14 protein-coding genes are annotated in these 19807 nt (G+C 60.2%); 5 read left to right on the forward strand and 9 right to left on the reverse strand.

Annotation, left to right across the window (positions count from 1 at the left end):
* Positions 1–53: 53 nt before the first annotated feature.
* The 3 genes from RB548_RS23415 to RB548_RS23425 form a co-directional block, all read right to left on the reverse strand.
* The gene (locus RB548_RS23415; RefSeq protein ID WP_331375690.1) at positions 54–1337 is read right to left on the reverse strand and encodes an ABC transporter substrate-binding protein; all 1284 of its coding nucleotides are present in this window, start codon (positions 1335–1337) and stop codon (positions 54–56) included.
* 41 nt (positions 1338–1378) lie between these two features.
* Complete coding sequence (locus RB548_RS23420) at positions 1379–2383, reverse strand: LacI family DNA-binding transcriptional regulator (RefSeq protein ID WP_331375691.1); 1005 nt, start codon at positions 2381–2383, stop codon at positions 1379–1381.
* Positions 2384–2507: 124 nt separating this feature from the next.
* Positions 2508–2675 (reverse strand): hypothetical protein, encoded by a 168-nt coding sequence (locus RB548_RS23425; RefSeq protein ID WP_331375692.1) that lies wholly within the window; start codon positions 2673–2675, stop codon positions 2508–2510.
* Between the two features lie 417 nt (positions 2676–3092).
* Between RB548_RS23425 and RB548_RS23430 the strand changes: the two genes are divergently transcribed.
* The gene (locus RB548_RS23430) at positions 3093–3770 is read left to right on the forward strand and encodes a class I SAM-dependent DNA methyltransferase (RefSeq protein WP_331375693.1); all 678 of its coding nucleotides are present in this window, start codon (positions 3093–3095) and stop codon (positions 3768–3770) included.
* Between the two features lie 7 nt (positions 3771–3777).
* Here the strand turns inward: RB548_RS23430 and RB548_RS23435 are convergent, their stop codons facing one another.
* Both RB548_RS23435 and RB548_RS23440 read right to left on the reverse strand, forming a co-directional pair.
* Positions 3778–6918: an efflux RND transporter permease subunit gene (locus RB548_RS23435; RefSeq protein ID WP_331375694.1), complete on the reverse strand. Its 3141-nt coding sequence runs from the start codon at positions 6916–6918 to the stop codon at positions 3778–3780.
* The gene (locus RB548_RS23440; protein WP_331375695.1) at positions 6918–7988 is read right to left on the reverse strand and encodes an efflux RND transporter periplasmic adaptor subunit; all 1071 of its coding nucleotides are present in this window, start codon (positions 7986–7988) and stop codon (positions 6918–6920) included. The genes RB548_RS23435 and RB548_RS23440 overlap by 1 nt, the downstream gene beginning before the upstream one ends.
* Positions 7989–9268: 1280 nt before the next feature.
* Here RB548_RS23440 and RB548_RS23445 point away from each other — a divergent pair.
* Positions 9269–9511: a DUF982 domain-containing protein gene (locus RB548_RS23445; protein WP_331375754.1), complete on the forward strand. Its 243-nt coding sequence runs from the start codon at positions 9269–9271 to the stop codon at positions 9509–9511.
* Between the two features lie 248 nt (positions 9512–9759).
* Here the strand turns inward: RB548_RS23445 and RB548_RS23450 are convergent, their stop codons facing one another.
* The 3 genes from RB548_RS23450 to RB548_RS23455 form a co-directional block, all read right to left on the reverse strand.
* Positions 9760–10587, reverse strand: a complete 828-nt coding sequence (locus RB548_RS23450; protein WP_331375696.1) for a calcium-binding protein — start codon at positions 10585–10587, stop codon at positions 9760–9762.
* Between the two features lie 835 nt (positions 10588–11422).
* Complete coding sequence (locus tag RB548_RS32245; protein WP_408642457.1) at positions 11423–11773, reverse strand: type II toxin-antitoxin system death-on-curing family toxin; 351 nt, start codon at positions 11771–11773, stop codon at positions 11423–11425.
* 448 nt (positions 11774–12221) lie between these two features.
* Positions 12222–12752 (reverse strand): hypothetical protein, encoded by a 531-nt coding sequence (locus RB548_RS23455; RefSeq protein ID WP_331375697.1) that lies wholly within the window; start codon positions 12750–12752, stop codon positions 12222–12224.
* A 975-nt stretch (positions 12753–13727) separates the two neighbouring features.
* On the opposite strand from RB548_RS23455, the gene RB548_RS23460 reads away from it, so the two are divergent.
* Both RB548_RS23460 and RB548_RS23465 read left to right on the forward strand, forming a co-directional pair.
* Positions 13728–15056 carry a M16 family metallopeptidase gene (locus RB548_RS23460; RefSeq protein ID WP_408642454.1) on the forward strand — a complete coding sequence of 443 codons (1329 nt, stop codon included), beginning with the start codon at positions 13728–13730 and terminating at the stop codon, positions 15054–15056.
* Entirely contained in the window at positions 15053–16396 is a 1344-nt protein-coding gene (locus tag RB548_RS23465) for a M16 family metallopeptidase (RefSeq protein ID WP_331375699.1), read from the forward strand. Before RB548_RS23460 ends, RB548_RS23465 begins: the two co-directional genes overlap by 4 nt.
* A 286-nt stretch (positions 16397–16682) precedes the next feature.
* On the opposite strand, the gene hemN is transcribed toward RB548_RS23465, so the two are convergent.
* Positions 16683–18137, reverse strand: a complete 1455-nt coding sequence (gene hemN, locus RB548_RS23470; RefSeq protein ID WP_331375700.1) for an oxygen-independent coproporphyrinogen III oxidase — start codon at positions 18135–18137, stop codon at positions 16683–16685.
* Positions 18138–18723: 586 nt separating this feature from the next.
* On the opposite strand from hemN, the gene RB548_RS23475 reads away from it, so the two are divergent.
* Complete coding sequence (locus tag RB548_RS23475; protein ID WP_331375701.1) at positions 18724–19803, forward strand: hydrogenase small subunit; 1080 nt, start codon at positions 18724–18726, stop codon at positions 19801–19803.
* Positions 19804–19807: the final 4 nt, after the last annotated feature.

Genomic DNA, 19807 nt, shown 5'->3' on the forward strand with positions numbered 1-19807 from the left:
TTCGGGCGTACGGCCGCGCGGCATTCGCGCCGCGGGCCGCACCGTCCTGGGAGTTATTGCTGTTCGTCGAAGGGCGGATAGCCGTCGTTTTCTTCGATATCCTCGTCGATCTTCTCGGCTGCCGCGGTGAGTGCAGCCTTGACGTCGCCGCCATTGAAGATCTCGTCCACCGCTCCCATGAAGGCCGAGGTGATGATCGGATAGGCCGGATGCGGGGGCCGTGCGATCGCGGTTTTCGATGCCTGCTCGAAGGCCACCGCCATCGGGCCGCCGTCGGCGTAAAGCGGTGAATCGGCGGCGAAGCTCTTCAAGCCAGGATATGCGGAGTCCTCTCTCGCATAGTCGCGGTAGAGCTTGTCCTTCAGCATGAAACTCAGGAACTTGCCGGCGATATCCGGATGTTCGGAGGCGGTGGTGATGCCCCAGATCCAGGTACCGTTGGGGCTTGCGCCTTTCGGCCCGAATTTCGGCAGCGGCATGACGACGATATCGTCCTTCATCGAAGCCGCGGCTTCCGCATAGAACCAATGACCGCCAAGCGCGAGCGCCGCTGGATGTCCCTCAGCAAAGAACTGATTGGTGCCGGAGGATTGCGGCACAACCCAGCCGTTCTTCACCCATTTCTGCATCATCGTCAGCGCATCGACACAAGGATCGCTGTCCAGCGTTCCGACGGATTTCCAGGTCTTACGGTCGATGAGATCGCAGCCCGCCGATTGCAGGATGGGGCCATAGGCATAGGTGATCCATTCGGTCTTGATGCCGTAGCCGCGGAAGGTGTCGATCGGCCATTTGACGCCATCGAGCTTCGAGAGCTTTTCGAGGTAACCCTCGAATTCCTCGCGCGTCCAGGCGTCGTCGACGCCCTTCGGGATGCGTGCGTCGATCGCTTCGAGATATTTCCTGTTGCCGTAGAGGACGACGGAGGAGTCGGTCAGGCCGACGGCGTAGAGGTCCTTGTCGATCGGATAGGTGCCCTGCGCGACGTTGGATTCGGTCATGTCGTCGATAACGTCCTGATCGATCAACGGCTTGATCGGCTGCAGGTAGCCCGACCAGACGTAGTTGGCGAGGAAGGGCGCGTCGAGTTCCATGACGTCGGGCAGTTGTTTGGACATGACCGCGGCGCTGAATTTCTCGTTATAGGCGTCGTGGGGAGCATAGATGAGCTCGATGTCGACATCCGGGTTGGCGGCCTCGAAGCGCTTGGCAACCTCGCCATAGGTCGAGACCCAACCGGGGTCGCCCTGGTGCATCACGTGAATGACGGTTTTTGCTTCCGCCAGGCCGCCGAGCGCGACAGACGCCATCAGGAACGAAAGTAAACGATTACCCATCACTGTTTCTCCTCCTTAACAGGCTTTACGTGGCTACTGATTTATACGGATGACCGCTCCACCATTTGGAACGGAAGCTTGTGCACCTCGCCTGGCATCGTGTCACCGGCAAGCAGAATGTCCGCGGCCAGACGCCCCATCGCCCGATGCGGCAGGGCCATGGTCGTCAAGGGCGGATCGAGACGCGAGGCGATGTCGACCTGATTGTCGAAGCTGGCGACGGCGACATCGTCGGGGATTTGCGCCCCAACCCGGCGCAGCGCCGCGTAGACCTCCATCGCGACGCGGTCGTTGCCGCAGAGAATCGCGTCAGGCGGTTCGGACCTGGCCATCAGTTCCGTCACGTGCGAAAGGACCAGGCTATGGGCCCTGTCGCTGTAGATCGCCCGGCGCACCGCCGGCAGAACCGGGGCGCCGTCGCCATCGAGTCCGGCCTCGTTCATCGCCTGACGGAAGCCCGCTTCGCGCAATTCGCCGGCAAGCAGGCCGGGCAGGGTTATGAAGGCGATATTCCGGCGCCCAGCCTCAATGAGGTAGGTGGTGATCTCGCGCGCCGCGCCGAATTCGTCAGGCACCAGTGATGTCACCCGATCGTTCGCCTCGCGGCAATTGATCATCACGCCAACCGTGCCGGCGAATTCGGCGGGAAGCGAAACGGTCTTGTGATACATGGCCGCGTAGGCAATCGCCCGCGGCCGAAAGCGGCGCACTTCCTCGATCACCGCGCCCACATCGCGGCTGCCGCTCAGGGTCATCGCAAAAACGGCCATGTCAGAGGCTCGCGCCGCACCATCGAGCCCCCGGATGATTTCTGTCGCGAAAGGGGAGGTGATCAACTCGTCGGCAACCACGCCGATCAGCGGCATCCAGCCCTGCCGCATGCTGCGCGCGGCTAGATTGGTGACGTAGCCGAGTTCCTCGGCTATCTCCTTGATGCGCTGCCTCGTCGTTTCGGCCATGCGGGCCGAGCCGCCATGCAGCGCACCGGAAACGGTCTTGACGGAGACGCCCGCGCGTTCGGCAATGTCGTTGAGGGAGACGGTCACGGCTTCACCAAGGGTTAACGATTACCCATGTGTAACATTCAACAACGCTCAAGTCAAATCGAGCAACATCGCCCCTGTTGACGGAGCGCACTTGATCATCGTGTGGGACCAGGGGTGTCGATTTTCAGAGCGAACTCGGCGCAGCCTGGAACCAGGCCTGACTGCCGGCGGTGACGACATCGTCCGGTTGACGGCAGATAAAACAGCGAGAAGCTTCATGGGCGGCAACCGGATCAAGGATATCGGCCGTATCATTCGTCGGAGAGCCGACCTTATAATCGATCGCCTGCATCGTCGTCAGGTCGGCCAGGGCGGGACCGTTGTGACAGGGGCGTGCGCTTCGCAAAGCCCCCGTAGGGCTCTACGGCACAGACGGGTACGTGGCTTTATGCCGGAAGAACTGGCATCGGCGGGGCCAGAGAGTGGCAAGGCGCTATGTGCCAACGCGTTCACCTGCGACGCCATCGACAAAGTGTACGCCGGACGGGATGGGCATTACGACATACACTCGAGTTTCGCAGTCGTCGCTCGATGACTATCTGGCATAAGGCCATTGCGGCTGCCTGAATCTCAAGCTGCGAAGTGTTAATCCGCCTGAGGCGGTGACAGCCGCTGACACGACGTTGACCACGACCCTTAAGGGTGATCTTGATTTGTGGGTTCGCCTGACGGAAAAAGGGTTCTGGATGTTCGATGATAGGCTATTTGCGTGATCAATCGGAACAAAGGGCCTGACTACGAGAGCCTTCAGCTGCACCGCGAGGGCCAGGCAGAGGCCTTCGACGCCATCGGCGACCGCTATGATGAGGCCTTTCCGCACAAGGAGGGTCAAGTTTCGGCGGGCGAATGGCTGATCAGGTCCTTACCGACGGGGTCCCGGGTTCTGGACCTTGGCTGCGGCACTGGAGTGCCAACCGCGCGCCAGATGGTTGATGCCGGTTTCGAGGTGGTGGGCATCGATCTATCTCGCGGGATGGTGGAACTCGCCCGTGAGTACGTCCCAGGTGCAACGTTCCACCAGATGGACCTCGCCGACCTGCGACCTGGCGGTCCGCGGGATCTCGGCCGGTTCGAGGCGGCCGCGGCCTTCTTCTCCCTGCTGATGCTGCCACGAATGGAGATTCCGCTCGCGCTACTGACGGTCCGGCATCTGCTGGTTCCTGGTGGCTTGTTCGCCCTCTCGATGGTGGAGGCGGATGTGGACGATGTCCCGATCCCGTTCCTGGGAAACACTATCCGGGTATCAGGTTATCTGCGAGAGGAGTTGCGCACGGTCATCGAAACGGCGGGCTTCCGAATCGTAGAGGAGACCTCTTACGCCTACGCCCCGGCGGTCCCCGACGTGCCGCCCGAGGAACAGATATTCCTCTGCTGCCAAATGTGCTGAGAGATAATCAGCTCTGGCCATGTCCTCGAGCCGCGGAGCTAGGTTTGAAGGCAATCGGCTCGTAATTGTTGAATGCATCCGTCTCCTGCCCGGCGATCTCGTTGCGTGCCTGCGTCCGGCGTCCGAGCCGTTTCAGTGCCTCAAGCAGGTCATCGACGAACGTGAAGATGATGGGGATGACAATAAGGCTGAGTAGCGTTGACGTCATTACACCGCCGATCACCACAATGGCCATCGGCCGTCGGAAACTTGAATCGCCCCCCGTCAGGCTCAAAGCAACCGGGAGCATGCCCGATGCCATGGCGATGGTTGTCATGACAATGGGACGCCCGCGCTTGCGGCAGGCATCGACGAGTGCATCGAACCGCGACATTCCCTGGCGGCGCGACATGATCGCGTATTCGACTAGAAGGATCGAGTTCTTCGTCACCACGCCCATGAGCATCAGCAGCCCGATGACCACCGGCATCGAGAAGCTGGTTCCGGTCACCACTAGTGGCAGCAGTGCGCCTCCGAGCGAAAGCGGAAGGGCCATGAGGATGGTGAACGGTTGCAGGAAGTCGTGGAAGAGCAGGACGAGCACTGCATAGATGCAGAACACGCCGATCGCCATTGCAAGAGCGAAGCTTTGGAACAGTTCCGAACTGCGCTGAAGTTCGCCTTGCTTCACGAGCGTGACGCCCGCCGGCAGGTGCTCAAGAGCCGGCAGCGCCTTTGCCTCGCGATAGACGTCGCCCAGGATACGGCCGTTGAGCTCGACCGAAAGAGTCATATTGCGCATTTGATCGATGCGATCGATCTCGGAAGGACTTCCGCCGATACGTATGTCGGCGATTGATCCAAGATCGACGCTGCCATGGGTTCCGGGCACCCTTATGTTCCTGATGTCGTCGAGATTTGTGCGTGCCTCGGGCTTGAAGCGGACGACGATGGGGATTTGCCGCTGAGGCAGATTGAGCTTTGGCAGGGCGGAAGAGTAGTCTCCACGCGTCGCAACGCGCACGGCTTCCGCGATGGCGCTTGACGTCACCCCGAGTGCGGCTGCGCTCACAAAGTCCGGGGTGATCTGAACCTCGGGCGCCTGCCTCGAAGCGGTCGAAGTCACCGCTCCGATCCCATTGAGCGTTCGGAGTTGCTCCTCAAGCGCATTGGTTGCTTCGCCAAGGGCATTGGAGTCGTCGCTTGCAAGGGTGATGACGAGCTGCGTGCCGTGGCCACCGTTGTCGACCGCAACCCGCACGCCGGGGAGCACCGAGAGGGCCGAGCGGATATCCTTTTCGATCTCTGACTGCTTGCGGTCTCGTTCGTTAATGGGCGTCAGCATGACGTCGAGCGTGGCTGTTCCAATACTGATCTGCGGGCCATCACCCGATGATGCAGAACCGACCGACGAGAAGACATGCGTCACATCGCGCAGCTTGCTTACGATGTCCGCCGCCTTCCTGGCCGTTGTGTCCATCTGATCGATTGTGGCTCCGGGCTGCTGGGTCAGCGTCACCCGGGTCCGCGCGTCGTCGGCAGCCGGCAGGAAGCCCGATTTCAGGAACGGGATGGTGGAAAGCGAGAGTGCGACGAAGACCGCGGTCACGAGGAGCGTTTTCTTCCTGTGCTTCAAAGACGCCTTCACAATCGCCATGTATGCACGCATGATTCGCCCATCCTTTTGCTGGGTGGAATGCGGCTTCATGAAATAGGCGGCCATCATCGGCGTTAGCAGGCGCGCAACGATCAGCGAGGCGAGTACGGCGACTGCGGCGGTGATGCCGAACTGCCGGAAGAGCAGCCCTGATATGCCGCCCATGAATGCCGTCGGCACAAAGACCGCGACGAGCGTGAGCGTGGTCGCGACAACCGCTAACCAGATCTCATTGGCCGCTTCGAGGGCTGCATCAATCGGTCGTTTGCCCATCTGGAGGTGGCGGGCGATGTTTTCGATCTCCACGATGGCATCGTCGACAAGAATGCCGACCACCAGCGACAGTGCAAGCAGAGTGATGACATTGAGGCTGAAGTCAGCGGCGTACATTAAGAGGAAGGTCGGTACGACCGACAATGGCAGCGTCACGGCCGACAAGATCGTCGCGCGCCAATCCCGCAGGAAGAGCCAGACCACCACGACGGCGAGGATCGCCCCCTCGTACAGCATGTGCATCGAACCATGATAGTTCTCGAGGACTGCCCCGACGGTGCTGTAGACTTTATCGATCTGCACGTCGGGATGTTTGGCGGCGAACTGTGCTACCGCCTCGTCGACGTCGGCGGCAACGCCGGTGTCCGAGAACCCGTTCGAGCGTTTGATCGCGACAGCGATCACGGGCTGGCCGTCGAGATAGGCAAGCGACGACCGGTCCGCGAAGCTGTCAGTGACGGAAGCGACATCGTCAAGACGGACTTGCTGGCCGTTGGGCAGCGGAATTTGCAGTCCCTTGAGGTCTTCGACGGATGCGACGGCGCCGAGCGTCCGCAGCGTCTGGCGGGCCCCGCCGATTTCTCCAAGCCCACCCGACGTATCAGCCTGGACCGACTTCAACTGTTCTGAAACAGTCGCTGCAGTGACCCCGAGCGATGCCATCGTCGCCGGATCGAGGTCGACATGAACCTCGCGATCGATGCCGCCCGATCGGTTCACCTGTCCCACTCCCGGTACCGATAGAAGCGTCTTCGTCATATCGTTGTCGATAAACCAGGAAAGCTCTGTCTCGCTAAGATGGGACGAACGGACCGCGTAGGTGACCAGCGCGGCGCTCTGCAGGGTGACTTTGGTGACGCTCGGCGTCTGCATCTTCGCCGGCAGATCCCCCTTTGCACTGTCGACAGCATTGCGGACCTCGTTCAAGGCTTCATCGGTGTTCTTCTCCAGCTCGAAGGTGGCGCTGAGTGAGACGGTTCCGTCGGTGATCGTTGTGGCGATGTGGTCGAGATGGTTCAACGAGGCCACCCGGTCCTCGATTATGCGGGCAACCTCCGTCTCGAGCTGCGCCGGCGCCGCGCCCTCAAGGGTCGCGGTGATGTCGATCCTCGGAAGGTCCATGTCCGGGAAGTATTGGATCGGCAGGCGTTCGAAAGCCAATATCCCACCGATCGTGAGCATTGCGAAGAGCAGTATCGCCGGTATGGGATTGAGAATCGACCAGGCGGAGAAATTCATCAGCCTTGCTCGGCGACATTCACGAGGTCGTTGTCCGACAGAAAGGCTCCGCCCGATGCCACGATCCTTGAGGACTGATCTATGCCGGAGAGAATCTCGACTTCGCCGTTCTTGTGGCGGCCCGTCTCCGCCCGGACCCGTCGCACCCGCCTGTCGTCGCCGATCGTAAAGACGTAGCTCATGCCGTCGCGGAACACGATCGCTGTCTCGGGAACCGTGAGGGCCGAAGTCGTCTTTAGCTCGATGCTGCCGGTGACATAAAGACCGACAGGCGGATGGACGTCGGCCGGAAGCGTGACATAGACGATCGCGCGGCCGGTCTCGGTGCTGACAGACGGTCCGACAAGCCTCACCTTGCCCTGAACGGCGCGCTCATCCGGGACGTTGATCTTGACGCTCAATCCTTCGGCAATGCGTGACAGGAAGCGTGCCGAAACTTCAGCCTGCCACTCGACGCGCTGCTGACGGACCAGGCGGAACAGCTCGGTGCCAGTGGAAACGACTGCGCCAAGATCGGCGGTGCGTGACGTTATCAGCCCGTCATCAACGGCAGTGACAGTCGTCTGAGCGAGCTTGATCTTCTGGCTGTCGAGCGCGGCCTGTTGGGATTCGAGGCTTGCTATTGCCATCTGCTCGTCAGTCAAACGCTCGGCGACCTTCTCATCCGAAATTGCTCCCGAGGGCCGAAGCTGCCGGGCTCGGTCCGCGTTCGCCTTGGCCTTTGCTAAATCTGCCTTGGCGGTTTCGACGGCCGCGGCTTGCTTTCGAAGGTCCGCCAGCACGCTCTGCTGGGAAAGCTGGACCAGCGTCTGGCCCTTGGTCACAACCGATCCGACATCGACCAGAACGTCCGTTACGCGAAGGCCGCTCGTCTCGGAGGCGATGACCGCTTCCTGCCAGGGTTTGAGCCATCCGCTTGCAGGAACTGTTTCCGGCCACTCCCGTAGCGCCGGCGTCACCAGCGATACCGTAAGGGCAGGTGCTGCCGGCTGATCCGCCGTGGCACTCCCGAAGGGAAGCAGCGCTGCACAGAAAAGAACAGTGGCAAGTGGGATGGACGGCTTCTTCAACTATAAATCCTCGTAGTTCACGGCATCAGCACATTGCCGAATCCGCGCGAGCGCCATGGAGTTGTTCTTTTTGCTCGATCGCGGTGAGATGGGGGTGCGGCATTGATCCTGGGCCCGATGTCACCGTGTCCACGAGCAGCCGGCCACACGATAACCGTGCATTCAGAGCGTTGCGTCCGTAGCGGCGCGGCCAGGCTGGACACGTGGTCATTGTCGCAGTCGAGGCACTGTAACCTGTCGAGGAGAGTATCGTGCAGGTGTTTCAACCGGTGCAGGGCGGCATCGAGCTGCCGAAGCGAAGTGTCCCCTTCGCCCAACCGGGCCTGACCTGTGTTCACCATTGCTGTCTCGTCGGTAGCCAATCAAGAGAGTGCGTGCTGGTGCCCGCCGACAGCTCCTCACCATGCATGCCGCGCCGCCTTCGGATCACGCTTATCTTCATGCAACAGGCCGTAGCATAATCACAATCGATTGTTTGGATGGGGGTCATCGATGCCATGGATATATTGGGGTGAAATGTCCGGCATCGGTCAGCCTGATCGCCGCGGTGCTCGATCACCACGGTCTTGCCAATCCGGGCAGTAAGAGGAGGTGATCTCGCCCCAACATTGGGTCGAGTTGCGGGGACCGTAAAACAAAGGCTTGTGGCACTCATCGTCAAAAGTACCTCCACAGTCGGTTGGGCACCGATCTCCTTCACGCCACCGTCGAATGAAATCGGCCGCGCGTACGGGTAAGACTTGCGCCTGTCCCGGGATCCAACGCAAGCACCATGCCAGGTGGGCGGCTCGCTGCTGGTGAGAGATAGGATGCGTCCAGATAAGACGGCAATCCGTTCGACAACCTCCTCAAACGATGCCTGAACTCCGTGCTGGCGGAACCAAAAAATGTTGCCGCAAACGCGGACAGACGCGGGCAGCAGTTGCGGTGGCGTCTCCTGCGATCTCTTTCTTAAAGGTCTGTGCTCCTCATCATCGATTTCCGTCAGCGGAGAACGGGGCGGTTGTTTCGCCCAGTGCGCGGTGCATGGAGGTCCTCTTCCTGTCGGCGCGGTTACGCGAACGCAGGAGTGACAGCCCAGCAAAACAGGCCGGTCGTGGAACCTGCCCTGATGCGCGATATTTTGCGCCGCTTGGCTTATGGGTCACCAAGGGTAACGAATCGTTGTAGCGTGAGAACGAACACGAGGGGTTTGCGGTTCTGAGTACGATCTTCGAGGAGGTCCGAAAATGAGAGAAGTTCCATGGCGTGCCCCACTGTGGGTGACGTTGCAAAACGGCATGAAGCGCCAGTTCTGCGGGCCCTACGACGCACTTGATTTCCTGGAGAATGAATGGCCGAGGCAGGGGATGCAGCAAGCACGGGCGGTGCAAGTCTGCCGTGAAGCGTTGCACCACTCCGAATATGCGAATTCCGCAAGGAATTGCTTCATAGCCGCATGTGTTGAAGCGTCACTCAGATGCAGTGAAGCTGAGAATCTGCGCTCTCGCGCCGAAGCGAAGATGGTGAGCCGGCACAGATAAGCTGGGCTGGCAGAGCTGTGGCTTCTTCAAGCTTAAATGCGAGCGGAATGCCCCTCGAATTGTTCTCAGGTTCTGAGCATGATGGCGCGCGACGCTCGACCCGAGCGCCATTTGGGAGGTGGGGCATCCCGATCGAACGCTTCCGACCATGCCACTTTCAGGAGTATTGGGTTTGCGACCAGCGGACTCACCGGCAAGCTGAAAACGCTGTGTCCGCTGGGCGCTACGGGTCGTGGCAAATAGCGGAATCAGACGAATGTGAAGTCCGACGCGCTCAGGTGGAGATTTGCAAGGTTACCCACACTGTACACATCAGAAAGATGAATCAACTCGTCCACGTTGTTAGCCGAGGTGACATAGGCGAGGTTGGCCGTGTGGGTCTTGAAGTCGTGGTAGACTATGATGTCGCCAACGGCCTCGCCGGAAATCGCCCTCGCGGCGGCTGAGCCACTGGCGAAACTCTGGTCGGTGATCACCACGACGTGCTCGCCCTTCGCACCCGAGGCAGCGCCGCTGTAGAAGGTGTCCACCGGGTAGCCCGACTGCACGCTGGCGTGGTTAATGAAGTTGGCACCAAAGCCGTCGTTGTAGAGGCCCGCCGCATCGAAGGCGAAAGTATCCTGAGCCGGGTCGAAATCGAGGATGGTGGAGATGTCCGGGTCCGGCCCCTGTTTGGGAAAGACCCCTGGCATCGGGTTGTGGGACCCGCGCACCGGGTTGTGGAACTGGAACACGAACATGTCGCCCCCGTCGCCCCCTCTCAGCCAATCCCTACCGTCCCCGACGAAGAGAACATCATCGCCGGCGCCACCGGAGAGGTAGTCATTGTCCTCGCCGGCAACGCGGGGTTTGTCGCGGCCGTTGTCGCCGGAGAGATAGTCGCTGCCCTCTTCGCCGTAGACCTGGTCATTGCCCGAGCCGCCGAGGACCCGGTCATTTCCCGCGCCGCCGAAGGCGCGGTCAGTGCCCGCACGAGCGTCGATCCAGTCATTGCCGGCAAAATCGATGATCACATCGTCGCCATTGCTGCCGAAGAGGGTGTCCGCGCCATCGTTGCCCCGGAAAAACTTTTCCATCGCAAATACTCCATAGTGATGCAATGCCCGACCGCCCGTGACGCCTTCATAACTCCTCGCTGGACACTTGGTGTAATCGATTGTTTTGATAGAATGTATCCACGTGATGGATGTATTTCCGCGCACTTCGTCCGGCTGAAAATTTACGGGCCTCGCGGTGGGCGGCGCTCAGGCGCCCAGATAGAGATCTGAAGATTCGAGGCGTCAATCCGGACCAGGGTCAGGACTTTGGCTACGCCGTCTCTGTGCTACACGATAGCCGCAGACGCCCATCCTATTAACGCTGAATCTCACGTTCATTGTCGCGCGGTAATAGGCGCTTTAACGTGCGTGCTGTTCGTGCAGACAGGACGCCACTATTATGCCTTCTCGACGCTTAGCTGGTCCCCGGATTCGCGCCACCTTGCAGTTTACCAAATCCGCTCCGGCTACAGGCGGGAGATCCACTATTTTGGTTTCGTCGACGACGGACTAACTCCAGTCCGACTGCCTGACGAAGGTCTATACTAAGCCGGGTGAAGTCCTTGCACTACCGCAGCCGGTGCTGCCAGGTCGATACGCGCCCTTACGAGGAAGACCCGCGCCAGATCTCCTACCGGCGTGAAGACCGTCGGACACAAGGGCGCGAATGGAGATGAGAGAACCGAGGCAGACATGCGTTGCAACGCATCAGGTATCAAAGTGAGCGTAAAACTCGTCATCAGGCGGGCGAACCTCAACTGCTAACACGGCCGCCGGTTCGATAACCTCAGCGTGCCCGGTCCGGACCAGATGGACAACCTATGGAAAACTCACAGCTAGCGACTGTCTCTCACTAACCTAGACTTAAACCAGGTTACCAGTTCGTCGAATCAATCTCCCCAGCGGCGGCGGCAACGACGAGATCATCGACGGGTTCATCGTCCGGAATATCCAGCTTATATCCACTACGGTCGATTAAGATCTCGACAAGAAGCCAAGCTGTTCGTTTATTACCGTCCGCAAAACCGTGATTGCCGACCATGCTGTGCAGAAGAGCTGCGGCCTTTTGAGCAATGGGGCGATGATAACCCGAATAGGGTCGCGCCAGCGCAGACTCGATCAGGTGCAGGCTGCTAACGCCTTCCAGGCCGCCATACGTCAGAGCTTCGTCGTGAGCTGTGATGGCGTCCGCGAGGGTCAGCCTGTAATGCCGACGGCTAGCGATCTGCCAGGCGCTTCAGCGCCGAACTGCGCTTGGACGAAGCTTCCCTTACCGTAGCCTCCGTTTTCGAACTTGCCTTAGCAGCACCCTTGTGTGTGACAACCTCCATGAAACGGCCTGTGGCAGCTTCGCGCTTAACCCACCCGCCCTTTACCGGCGTTGTCTCAGATCTCTTCTTCATAGTTCTAATCACGATTAAACCTCTGACTTATATGCGGCGTTTCCTTGATCTGCGCAAGGTCACGATGAGTGCCTGCGCCTTTATGCCGATTTGCTTGGTTGCTAGCCTAGGTGAACGCCTGGAAGCTGCTTTTGGTGTGACAGCAAGCTCAAAATTGGCCCTGTGCGCCTGAGTTGCACGATGAAATGCATCGATACTCTGACGCAAGGCCTGTTTAACGTCGAACTGATGCGCGCCAGCCGGGGCGTGTACGATGCTGACCTGAAGCTGTTAGCAGGAAACCTGGGCAATACAGGCAAACGGAAAGGAAACTTGCCGCAAGCTTTTGTCATAGTCGACATAGTACACCGTCAGCGTGCAGTTGCGATGCTTTGCAATTATTGAGGTCATCTTGGGATCGACCAATACGTCGCTGGCAAAACTGGTGACGTACAGGTCAGGGTGCGCGCGAAATTTCGCTCGATAGCTCTGTGTCTTGGCTGGCTCGATTACCGATGCGAACGTCTCAGGGTCAAGCCAGTTTTCGATGTCGAGATTGGGTCGACAGCGATCATCAGGAAATTTGCCCGTGACCGCGGCCCGAACGATCGAAGCCGTCCGGTTCCCATCATTGGTCAAAGAGAACTGAATGCCATCTCCGTCCGCATAGACCACCGCCCCGCTTAGCGATGCACTTTGGGAGCTGAAAACCGACCAAACATAAGTGCCGATGGGAGTGGTAAGTGCAACGAGAGCGCCGATGATACCGACAAGGAGCGAGATCGCTTCCAAGGTGAGGCGGCGACTAGTGGAACGGCTCAATCTGGACTCTACTTCTACACAACATTACTACACGTTATGGATTAGCCCGCCCCACATCAAGAAATCCTTAATGGATTCATCCGATCCAAGCGTGAGATCTGGTTCGAGTCATACGGTGTGAATTCGGGTCAGTAGGACGCGGCTACCTCGGTCACCCCCGGTTCTGGTACCTGCATCTGCGCGACCAGAAGCATCCAGAGCTGAGGCCTAGCTCAATGCGCTGCTCCAGTATCAGGTCGCCGAAAATCGCGGCCGGTTCATGGTCGAGACGCTTGGCGCCCGCATCGCAGTCAATGGGGCGATGGCGCCCACGCGAAGCCGTCGGGAGTCCGTCGCGCTTGTCACGCTGCAACACGTCAATGTCGCTTGGCATTGTCCGATATACGACAATGTTGGACATGGCGAGACTGCGGTTCAATCGAACACGCTGGTTCCAAAGAGGTTTCCTTCGGCACGCATATTGCTTCAGGCATCTGCAGACGCGTCATGGGATCAAAGATAAACGCGCGGAGATGTCGAAATGTTACCACCATGCTTTTTGTCGGTGCCTTCGTCCGGTCATTCCACAGCTGGACGTTCCAAATGCCGTAGAGGCAAGGGCCCGAACCCGCCAAGCAACAGTCGAGCCGACGCTGCACGGGCGCTTTTGCCGAGGTTGCCCTTGCGCGCCCGCAACGATCACTATGGCCTGCTTGCCGGCAAAATCCCACGGCGGCCGTTCCTATTGAACGGAGCCGAGGGGTTCGTCTACCGAGGGACTAGTCGTGGCGGGCACCGGTTCATGCTGGTCGATGTCGCCACGGGCGTGAAGCGGCCCGCCTTCGATCAGGCCCTCCTGGCTGCGGTGCTAAATGGGTCGAGCCACAACAGCTGTAATGCCGACCATCTTCGCTTGGAGGGCGGCCGATGATTCATGGAGGAATAAATTCGCGTATACGTGCATTTGCCCTGAGCATGGTTGCGCTGCAAACTCTGATGACCTTCGAAGCGGCGGCCGTCGAGGCCCCGCGAGACGAATCCGAGATCGGAAATTTCCTGCTGAGCAACGGCATGGAGGTGGTCGTCATACCCGATCACCGGGCGCCGACTGTCACGCAGATGGTCTTTTACAAAGCCGGCAACGCCGATGAGCCACCCGGCAAATCGGGCATTGCTCATTTCTTGGAGCATCTCATGTTCAAGGGCACGAGCAAGCACCCGGCCGGCGAGTTTGACGCAAAGGTCGCAGAGATCGGCGGCGAGGAGAACGCCTTCACGTCGTCCGACTACACCGCCTACTATCAGACTGTCACGCCGGAGGCGCTCGGGACGATGATGGAATTCGAAGCTGACCGGATGCGCCATCTCGTGCTCACGGACGCGGTGATCGTGCCGGAGCGCGATGTCATTCTCCAGGAGCGGCGCTTGAGGGTCGAAGACAATCCGGAGGGGCTTCTCGAGGAGGAGACACAGGCGACGCTCTATCAGAACCATCCTTACCGTATCCCCGTCATCGGCTGGATGCACGAGATGGAACAGCTCAATCGCAGCGACGCCGTGGCGTTCTACGATCGCTACTACGCCCCGAACAACGCCATACTGGTCGTGGCAGGCGATGTGGACGCCGGAACGGTGTGGCGGCTCGCGGACAAGACCTACGGGGCCATACCGCGCGGCCCGGACCTGCCGCAGCGGGTGAGGCCGCAGGAGCCGGAGCAGAACACCAAACGAACGGTCGTGCTCACCGACCCGCGCGTGACCGTACCGAGCTTCGAAAAGTCGTGGGTGGCGCCCTGCTACAGAATAACCGAGCCGGGTGAAGCGGAAGCCCTTGATCTTCTGGCGGAAATTCTTGGCGGAGGAACGCGGAGCCGGATCAATCAGGAATTGGTGGTGAAACAGGGAATTGCCTCCTGGGGCGGCGCCTATTTCCAGGGAAGATCGCTCGATCCGTCCAGCTTCACGATCTATGGCTCGCCGCGGGGCGAGGCGACGATCGAGGCGGTGGAAGACGCGCTCGACGCTGAAGTCCGGAAAATCATCGAGACCGGTGTTACCGATGTCGAACTGGAGAAGGGCAAGAACCGCTTGGTGCGCTCGATGATCTTCGCACGCGACAGCCAGACGGGAATGGCCAGCATCTACGGGAAGGCGCTTGCGACCGGCAGCACTGTTTACGACTTAGAGGCATGGCCGTTGAGGGTCCGCGCGGTAACTTCGACGCAGGTGCAGGCGGTTGCCAGAAAATATCTTAATCCGGACCGATCGGTGGCGGGATATCTGTTGCCGCGGGAAAGCGCGACCTCAGGAGACAAAAGCCGATGACAATGTTCAACCGACTGCCGATCGGTGCCGCCAAGCCACTGCTGGTCGCGCTCGTATTCTTAGGCCTTGCCGCGATGCCGGCTCGGGCGGCCATGGCCATCCAGGAAGTCAGGACATCGAGCGGGATCAAGGCCTGGCTGGTGGAAGACTATTCGATACCGATCGTTACCGTCCGTTTCGCGTTCCGGGGCGGGAGCACGCAGGATCCCTCCGGTAAGGAGGGCCTTGCCAATCTCATGGCCGGGTTGTTCGACGAAGGGGCCGGCGACCTTGACAGAGAAGCCTTCCAGGAGCGGCTGGACGATGCTGGCGCCGAGATGCGGTTCGACGCCGGGCGCGATGCGGTCTACGGCTCCATGCGAGTGCTTGCCGATCAAAAGGATGTTGCGTTCGATCTTCTCCGGCTGGCCATCGAGCAGCCACGCTTCGACCAAGGACCGACGGATCGCGTCCGCGCTCAGATCGTCTCCGGCATCACCGCGGAGGCCAAGGATCCGGAGGCGGTGGCAAAGATCGCATGGGGGAAGGCGCTCTATGGCGAGCATCCGTACTCCCGGCAGGACGAAGGCACCGAGCAGACCCTTGCCACTGCCAAACCCTCCGATCTTAAGGCGCTTCGTAAGCGGCTGTTCGCGCGCGGCAACCTGACCATCGCCGTGGCGGGAGCGATCGACGCGGGTGCGCTCAAGCGCGATCTGGATCGGATATTCGGCGGGTTGCCTGCTGAACCCTCCCTGGTGCCGGTTGCAGAAACCGCGCCCAAGCTGGCGCAGGAGGTTCGCATCCCGTATGACCTGCCCCAGACTGGGCTGCGCCTGGCTTATGCCGGGGTCAGCGACAAAGACCCGCGGTTCTTCGCAGCCTATCTGATGAACCACATCCTCGGGGGAGAAGCGTTCACGTCCAGGCTCTGGAACGAGGTGCGCGAGAAGCGAGGGCTCGCTTATCACATCGGATCTACCCTCGTGAACAACGACCATGCCTCGGCGCTCGTAATCGGCACGGGGACCCGCCCGGATCGGGCCGCAGAGACGCTGTCCCTCGTTCGCACCGAGGTGAGGCGGATGGCGGAGGAGGGCGTCAGCGAGGAGGAGCTCGAAGCAGCGAAGAAGAACGTCATCGGCGGTTACGCCGTCGACCATCTCAACTCATCCAGCGCGATCGCCAACACTCTGGTCGCAATCCAGATGGAAGATCTCGGCATCGACTATATCGAGCGGCGGAAACGGCTGATCCAGGCCGTAACTGTGGAGGATGTCCGGTCGGTCGCAAAACAGCTTCTCTCCGCTGACCCCGCCGTGATGATCGTCGGAGCGCCGCTCGAGCGAAGGAAAGGATAACGGGCCACAGGGAAAGCTCGCCTCTCGGCGGCGGCCGGGCAGCTTCTCCAGTGCCATGGGGCGGCTGGCCGGGCCTGCGCACCTCCCTGTGGTCAAGCGTAGCCGTGCGACTCAGCACCACCGACAGCAAGGGTATTGTGACATCTGCTCAGTGGTGTGCACTGTCCAGAAGCCTGCGAAATCCTGCGTCCGCCTTGCGCTCCCAAATGCAAGTATGTGAACCAAGCTCGGCCGGCGCCGCCGGCGCGCGCTGCAGATACCGGTCGCAGATGCCGAGAACACGGCGCTAGTAGGGGGCGCGGTCGAGATAAGCGTCAAATGCGGCAGCGACAGCTCGAAGCAGAAAGCGATGCTCCTGCCGCACGCGGACGAAACCATTGTCAATGTCCACGATCCCGTCCTCGGCCAACATCGCCAAGCGCTCAGCTGGATCGACAAAGAGGATCGGATCAAATCCGTGAGCGGCGCAGATTGCCGGCACGTCCGCCTCTAAATTGCACATGAGCCGCTCGATGATCTCGGCTCGCACGCGATCTTCGCCGGTGAGACGGCAGCCCCTTGATGTCGCGAGGTGACCAGCTGCGATGTGTCGGCTATACGAACTCTGAGTAAGTTCGTTCTGGACATACCCTTCGCCTAGACGACCGATAGCCGACGCGCCGAAGCCGATCAGGGTTTGGCAGGTGTCGGCCGAGTAACCCAGGGAATTGCGCCGCAGGCGTCCGGCTCTCTGCGCCAGCGCGAGCTCGTCATCCGGCAACGCGAAATGGTCGAGGCCGATCTGGCGATACCCGGCGGCAACCAGCGTGTCTGCCACGGCCGCTGCCTGTTCCGCGCGGGCAGCCGCGTCCGGTAGTGCCGTCCCATCGATGAGGCGCTGATTTTTTCGATAGGAAGGAACGTGCGCGTAACCGAACACCGCAAACCGGTCGGGGCGCATCGCGATTGCCGTCGTTGCGCTCTCGACACAGAACTGCACTGTTTGATGCGGGAGACCGTACATGAGGTCGAAATTGATGCGGCTTACTTTATGCCGGCGCAGGTTCTCGACGGCAGCCGTCACTTGCGCCTCGCTCTGGACTCGATTGATCGCCTTTTGAACAATGGGATCGAAGCTCTGCACGCCGAGGCTCGCGCGGTTCACCTCCGCTGCCTCCAAGGCTTCGGCCATCTCCGTGGTGAACGTGCGCGGGTCGATCTCGACAGCGACGGTAGCCGCTTTCTCGAACGCGAAGCGGCGGCGCAGAAGTTCCATTAGGGCGAGAAACTCCGCTGGCGGCATGATGGTTGGCGATCCGCCGCCGAAATGCACGTCTCTGACGGTTAGTGCCTGCGGCGCCAGCGCCGCAACTAAACTGATTTCCGTTCCTAGCATCGCCAGGTGATCGACGATCGACGCATTCCGACGAGTGATGCTGGTAGGAAAGCCGCAATACCAGCACATTGACCGACAGAATGGAACGTGGAGATAGATCGACACAGCATCGTCAGCTGGCAGGACTTTCAGCCATTCCTCGCAAGCCTTGGCGCCGACCGCCTGGGAAAACTCCGGTACGGTTGGATAGATCGTGTACCAAGGCAGACGGGCATCATAATACTTTGTATGGAGGGAGGTCGGCGGCGTGATGCCGGCTGACTTTCGTCCCCACTCGGACCGAGAGGATGTCCAGATCCCTCGCATCCTCTCTCCTTGCATCGAATGGGATCCCGCACCCAGGATGCTTTTTTGGCCGTCAGCCATCACCGTTTTCCGCCACCTGAATGCCATTCGGCAATGCCCGCCGCCTTCAAGCATGGAGGTTCAAAACTCATGCCGATTGCGCTGCCGGTATCGACAAACCGATTTCGCGGTAGTTTCAGATTATTAGCGTTCGACTGAAAAAGAGCCATCGAACGAATAATGTCGCGCGTTCGACAAATACGACAGAATTGTCGGCAATCACCCTCATCGGCCTGGGTTGGCGACGACCACTCGTGGGACAATAGCCATGCTTGGCCGACGCTATTCGGAGGACTGGGACAGCCTAATGTCCGTTTCACTCGAAACGATGTTGACGAAAGCCGCAGGACCACCGGAAGTGCCGAAGACGAACTCGATTGATGAGCCGTTATCTGCCACCTCGCATGTCGTTTGAGGACGACGATCGCGATCGTTGCCACGCCAATCCGCTTCGGTTCTCCTCTGAAATAGATAATTCGCAACAATGCGCTAGCGACAGGGTGGTCGGTGAACTGGGACCGGTCCGTTTCTTGCAGGATCTCCCTGTGACGGAGCCGGTTGCCGATCCGGACGACTGAATCGGGGGCCGGATTGCTGGAGGAGCGCGATGGCAACTGTTGAAACCTTCTATGATGTCATTCGCGGCCAGGGGATCACCCGGCGCAGCTTCACCAAATTCTGCAGTCTGACGGCTGCGAGTCTTGGCCTCGGTCCGGGTGCGGCGACCGCCATGGTCGAAGCGCTCGAGACCAAGGAACGCGTGCCCGTCATCTGGATGCACGGGCTCGAATGCACCTGCTGCTCGGAAAGCTTCATCCGTTCGGCCCATCCGTTGGTAAAGGATGTCGTGCTGTCGATGATCTCGCTCGATTACGATGAGATGATTATGGCCGCTGCCGGCCATCAGGCCGAGGCCATTCTCGAGGAAACCAAGGCGAAGTATAAGGGCAAGTACATCCTGGCCGTCGAGGGCAATGCGCCGCTCAACGAGAACGGCATGTTCTGCATCGACGGTGGACGGCCATTCGTCGAGAAGCTGAAGTGGATGGCAGAGGACGCGATGGCCGTCATTGCCTGGGGCACCTGTGCCTCGTGGGGCTGCGTACAGGCGGCCAGACCGAACCCGACCCAGGCGACCCCGATCGACAAGGTAATCCGCGGCAAGCCGATCATCAAGGTTCCCGGCTGTCCCCCGATCGCCGAGGTGATGACCGGCGTCGTCACCTTCATCACCACTTTCGACAAGTTGCCCGAGCTCGACCGTCAGGGGCGGCCGAAGATGTTCTATTCGCAGCGCATCCACGACAAATGTTATCGCCGCCCCCATTTCGACGCCGGCCAGTTCGTGGAGGAATGGGACGACGAGGGCGCGCGCAAGGGCTACTGTCTCTACAAGACGGGTTGCAAGGGGCCGACGACCTATAACGCCTGTTCCACGGTGCGCTGGAACGAAGGCGTCTCTTTCCCTATCCAGTCGGGCCATGGCTGCATCGGTTGCTCCGAGAAAGGTTTCTGGGATCAGGGCAGCTTCTATGACCGGCTGACCAACGTCCACCAGTTAGGCATCGAGGCCAATGCCGACAAGATCGGCTTGACCGCTGCGGGGGTCGTCGGTGGTGCGATCGCCGCGCATGCCGCGGTGACTGTCGTCAAGCGCGTAACCACGAAGCGCGAAGCCGACGCATAATGCT

It is taken from the genome of Sinorhizobium chiapasense (genome assembly GCF_036488675.1).
In the GTDB taxonomy this organism is placed as follows: Bacteria; Pseudomonadota; Alphaproteobacteria; order Rhizobiales; family Rhizobiaceae; genus Sinorhizobium; species Sinorhizobium chiapasense.

Coding starts and splice junctions, on each gene's coding strand:
- RB548_RS23450 (WP_331375696.1), bottom strand. CDS start 10,587: ATGGAAAAGTTTTTCCGGGGCAACGATGGCGCGGACACCCTCTTCGGC.
- RB548_RS23445 (WP_331375754.1), top strand. CDS start 9,269: ATGAAGCGCCAGTTCTGCGGGCCCTACGACGCACTTGATTTCCTGGAG.
- RB548_RS23435 (WP_331375694.1), bottom strand. CDS start 6,918: ATGAATTTCTCCGCCTGGTCGATTCTCAATCCCATACCGGCGATACTG.
- RB548_RS23465 (WP_331375699.1), top strand. CDS start 15,053: ATGACAATGTTCAACCGACTGCCGATCGGTGCCGCCAAGCCACTGCTG.
- RB548_RS23460 (WP_408642454.1), top strand. CDS start 13,728: ATGACCTTCGAAGCGGCGGCCGTCGAGGCCCCGCGAGACGAATCCGAG.
- hemN (WP_331375700.1), bottom strand. CDS start 18,137: ATGGCTGACGGCCAAAAAAGCATCCTGGGTGCGGGATCCCATTCGATG.
- RB548_RS23475 (WP_331375701.1), top strand. CDS start 18,724: ATGGCAACTGTTGAAACCTTCTATGATGTCATTCGCGGCCAGGGGATC.
- RB548_RS23415 (WP_331375690.1), bottom strand. CDS start 1,337: ATGGGTAATCGTTTACTTTCGTTCCTGATGGCGTCTGTCGCGCTCGGC.
- RB548_RS23425 (WP_331375692.1), bottom strand. CDS start 2,675: ATGCAGGCGATCGATTATAAGGTCGGCTCTCCGACGAATGATACGGCC.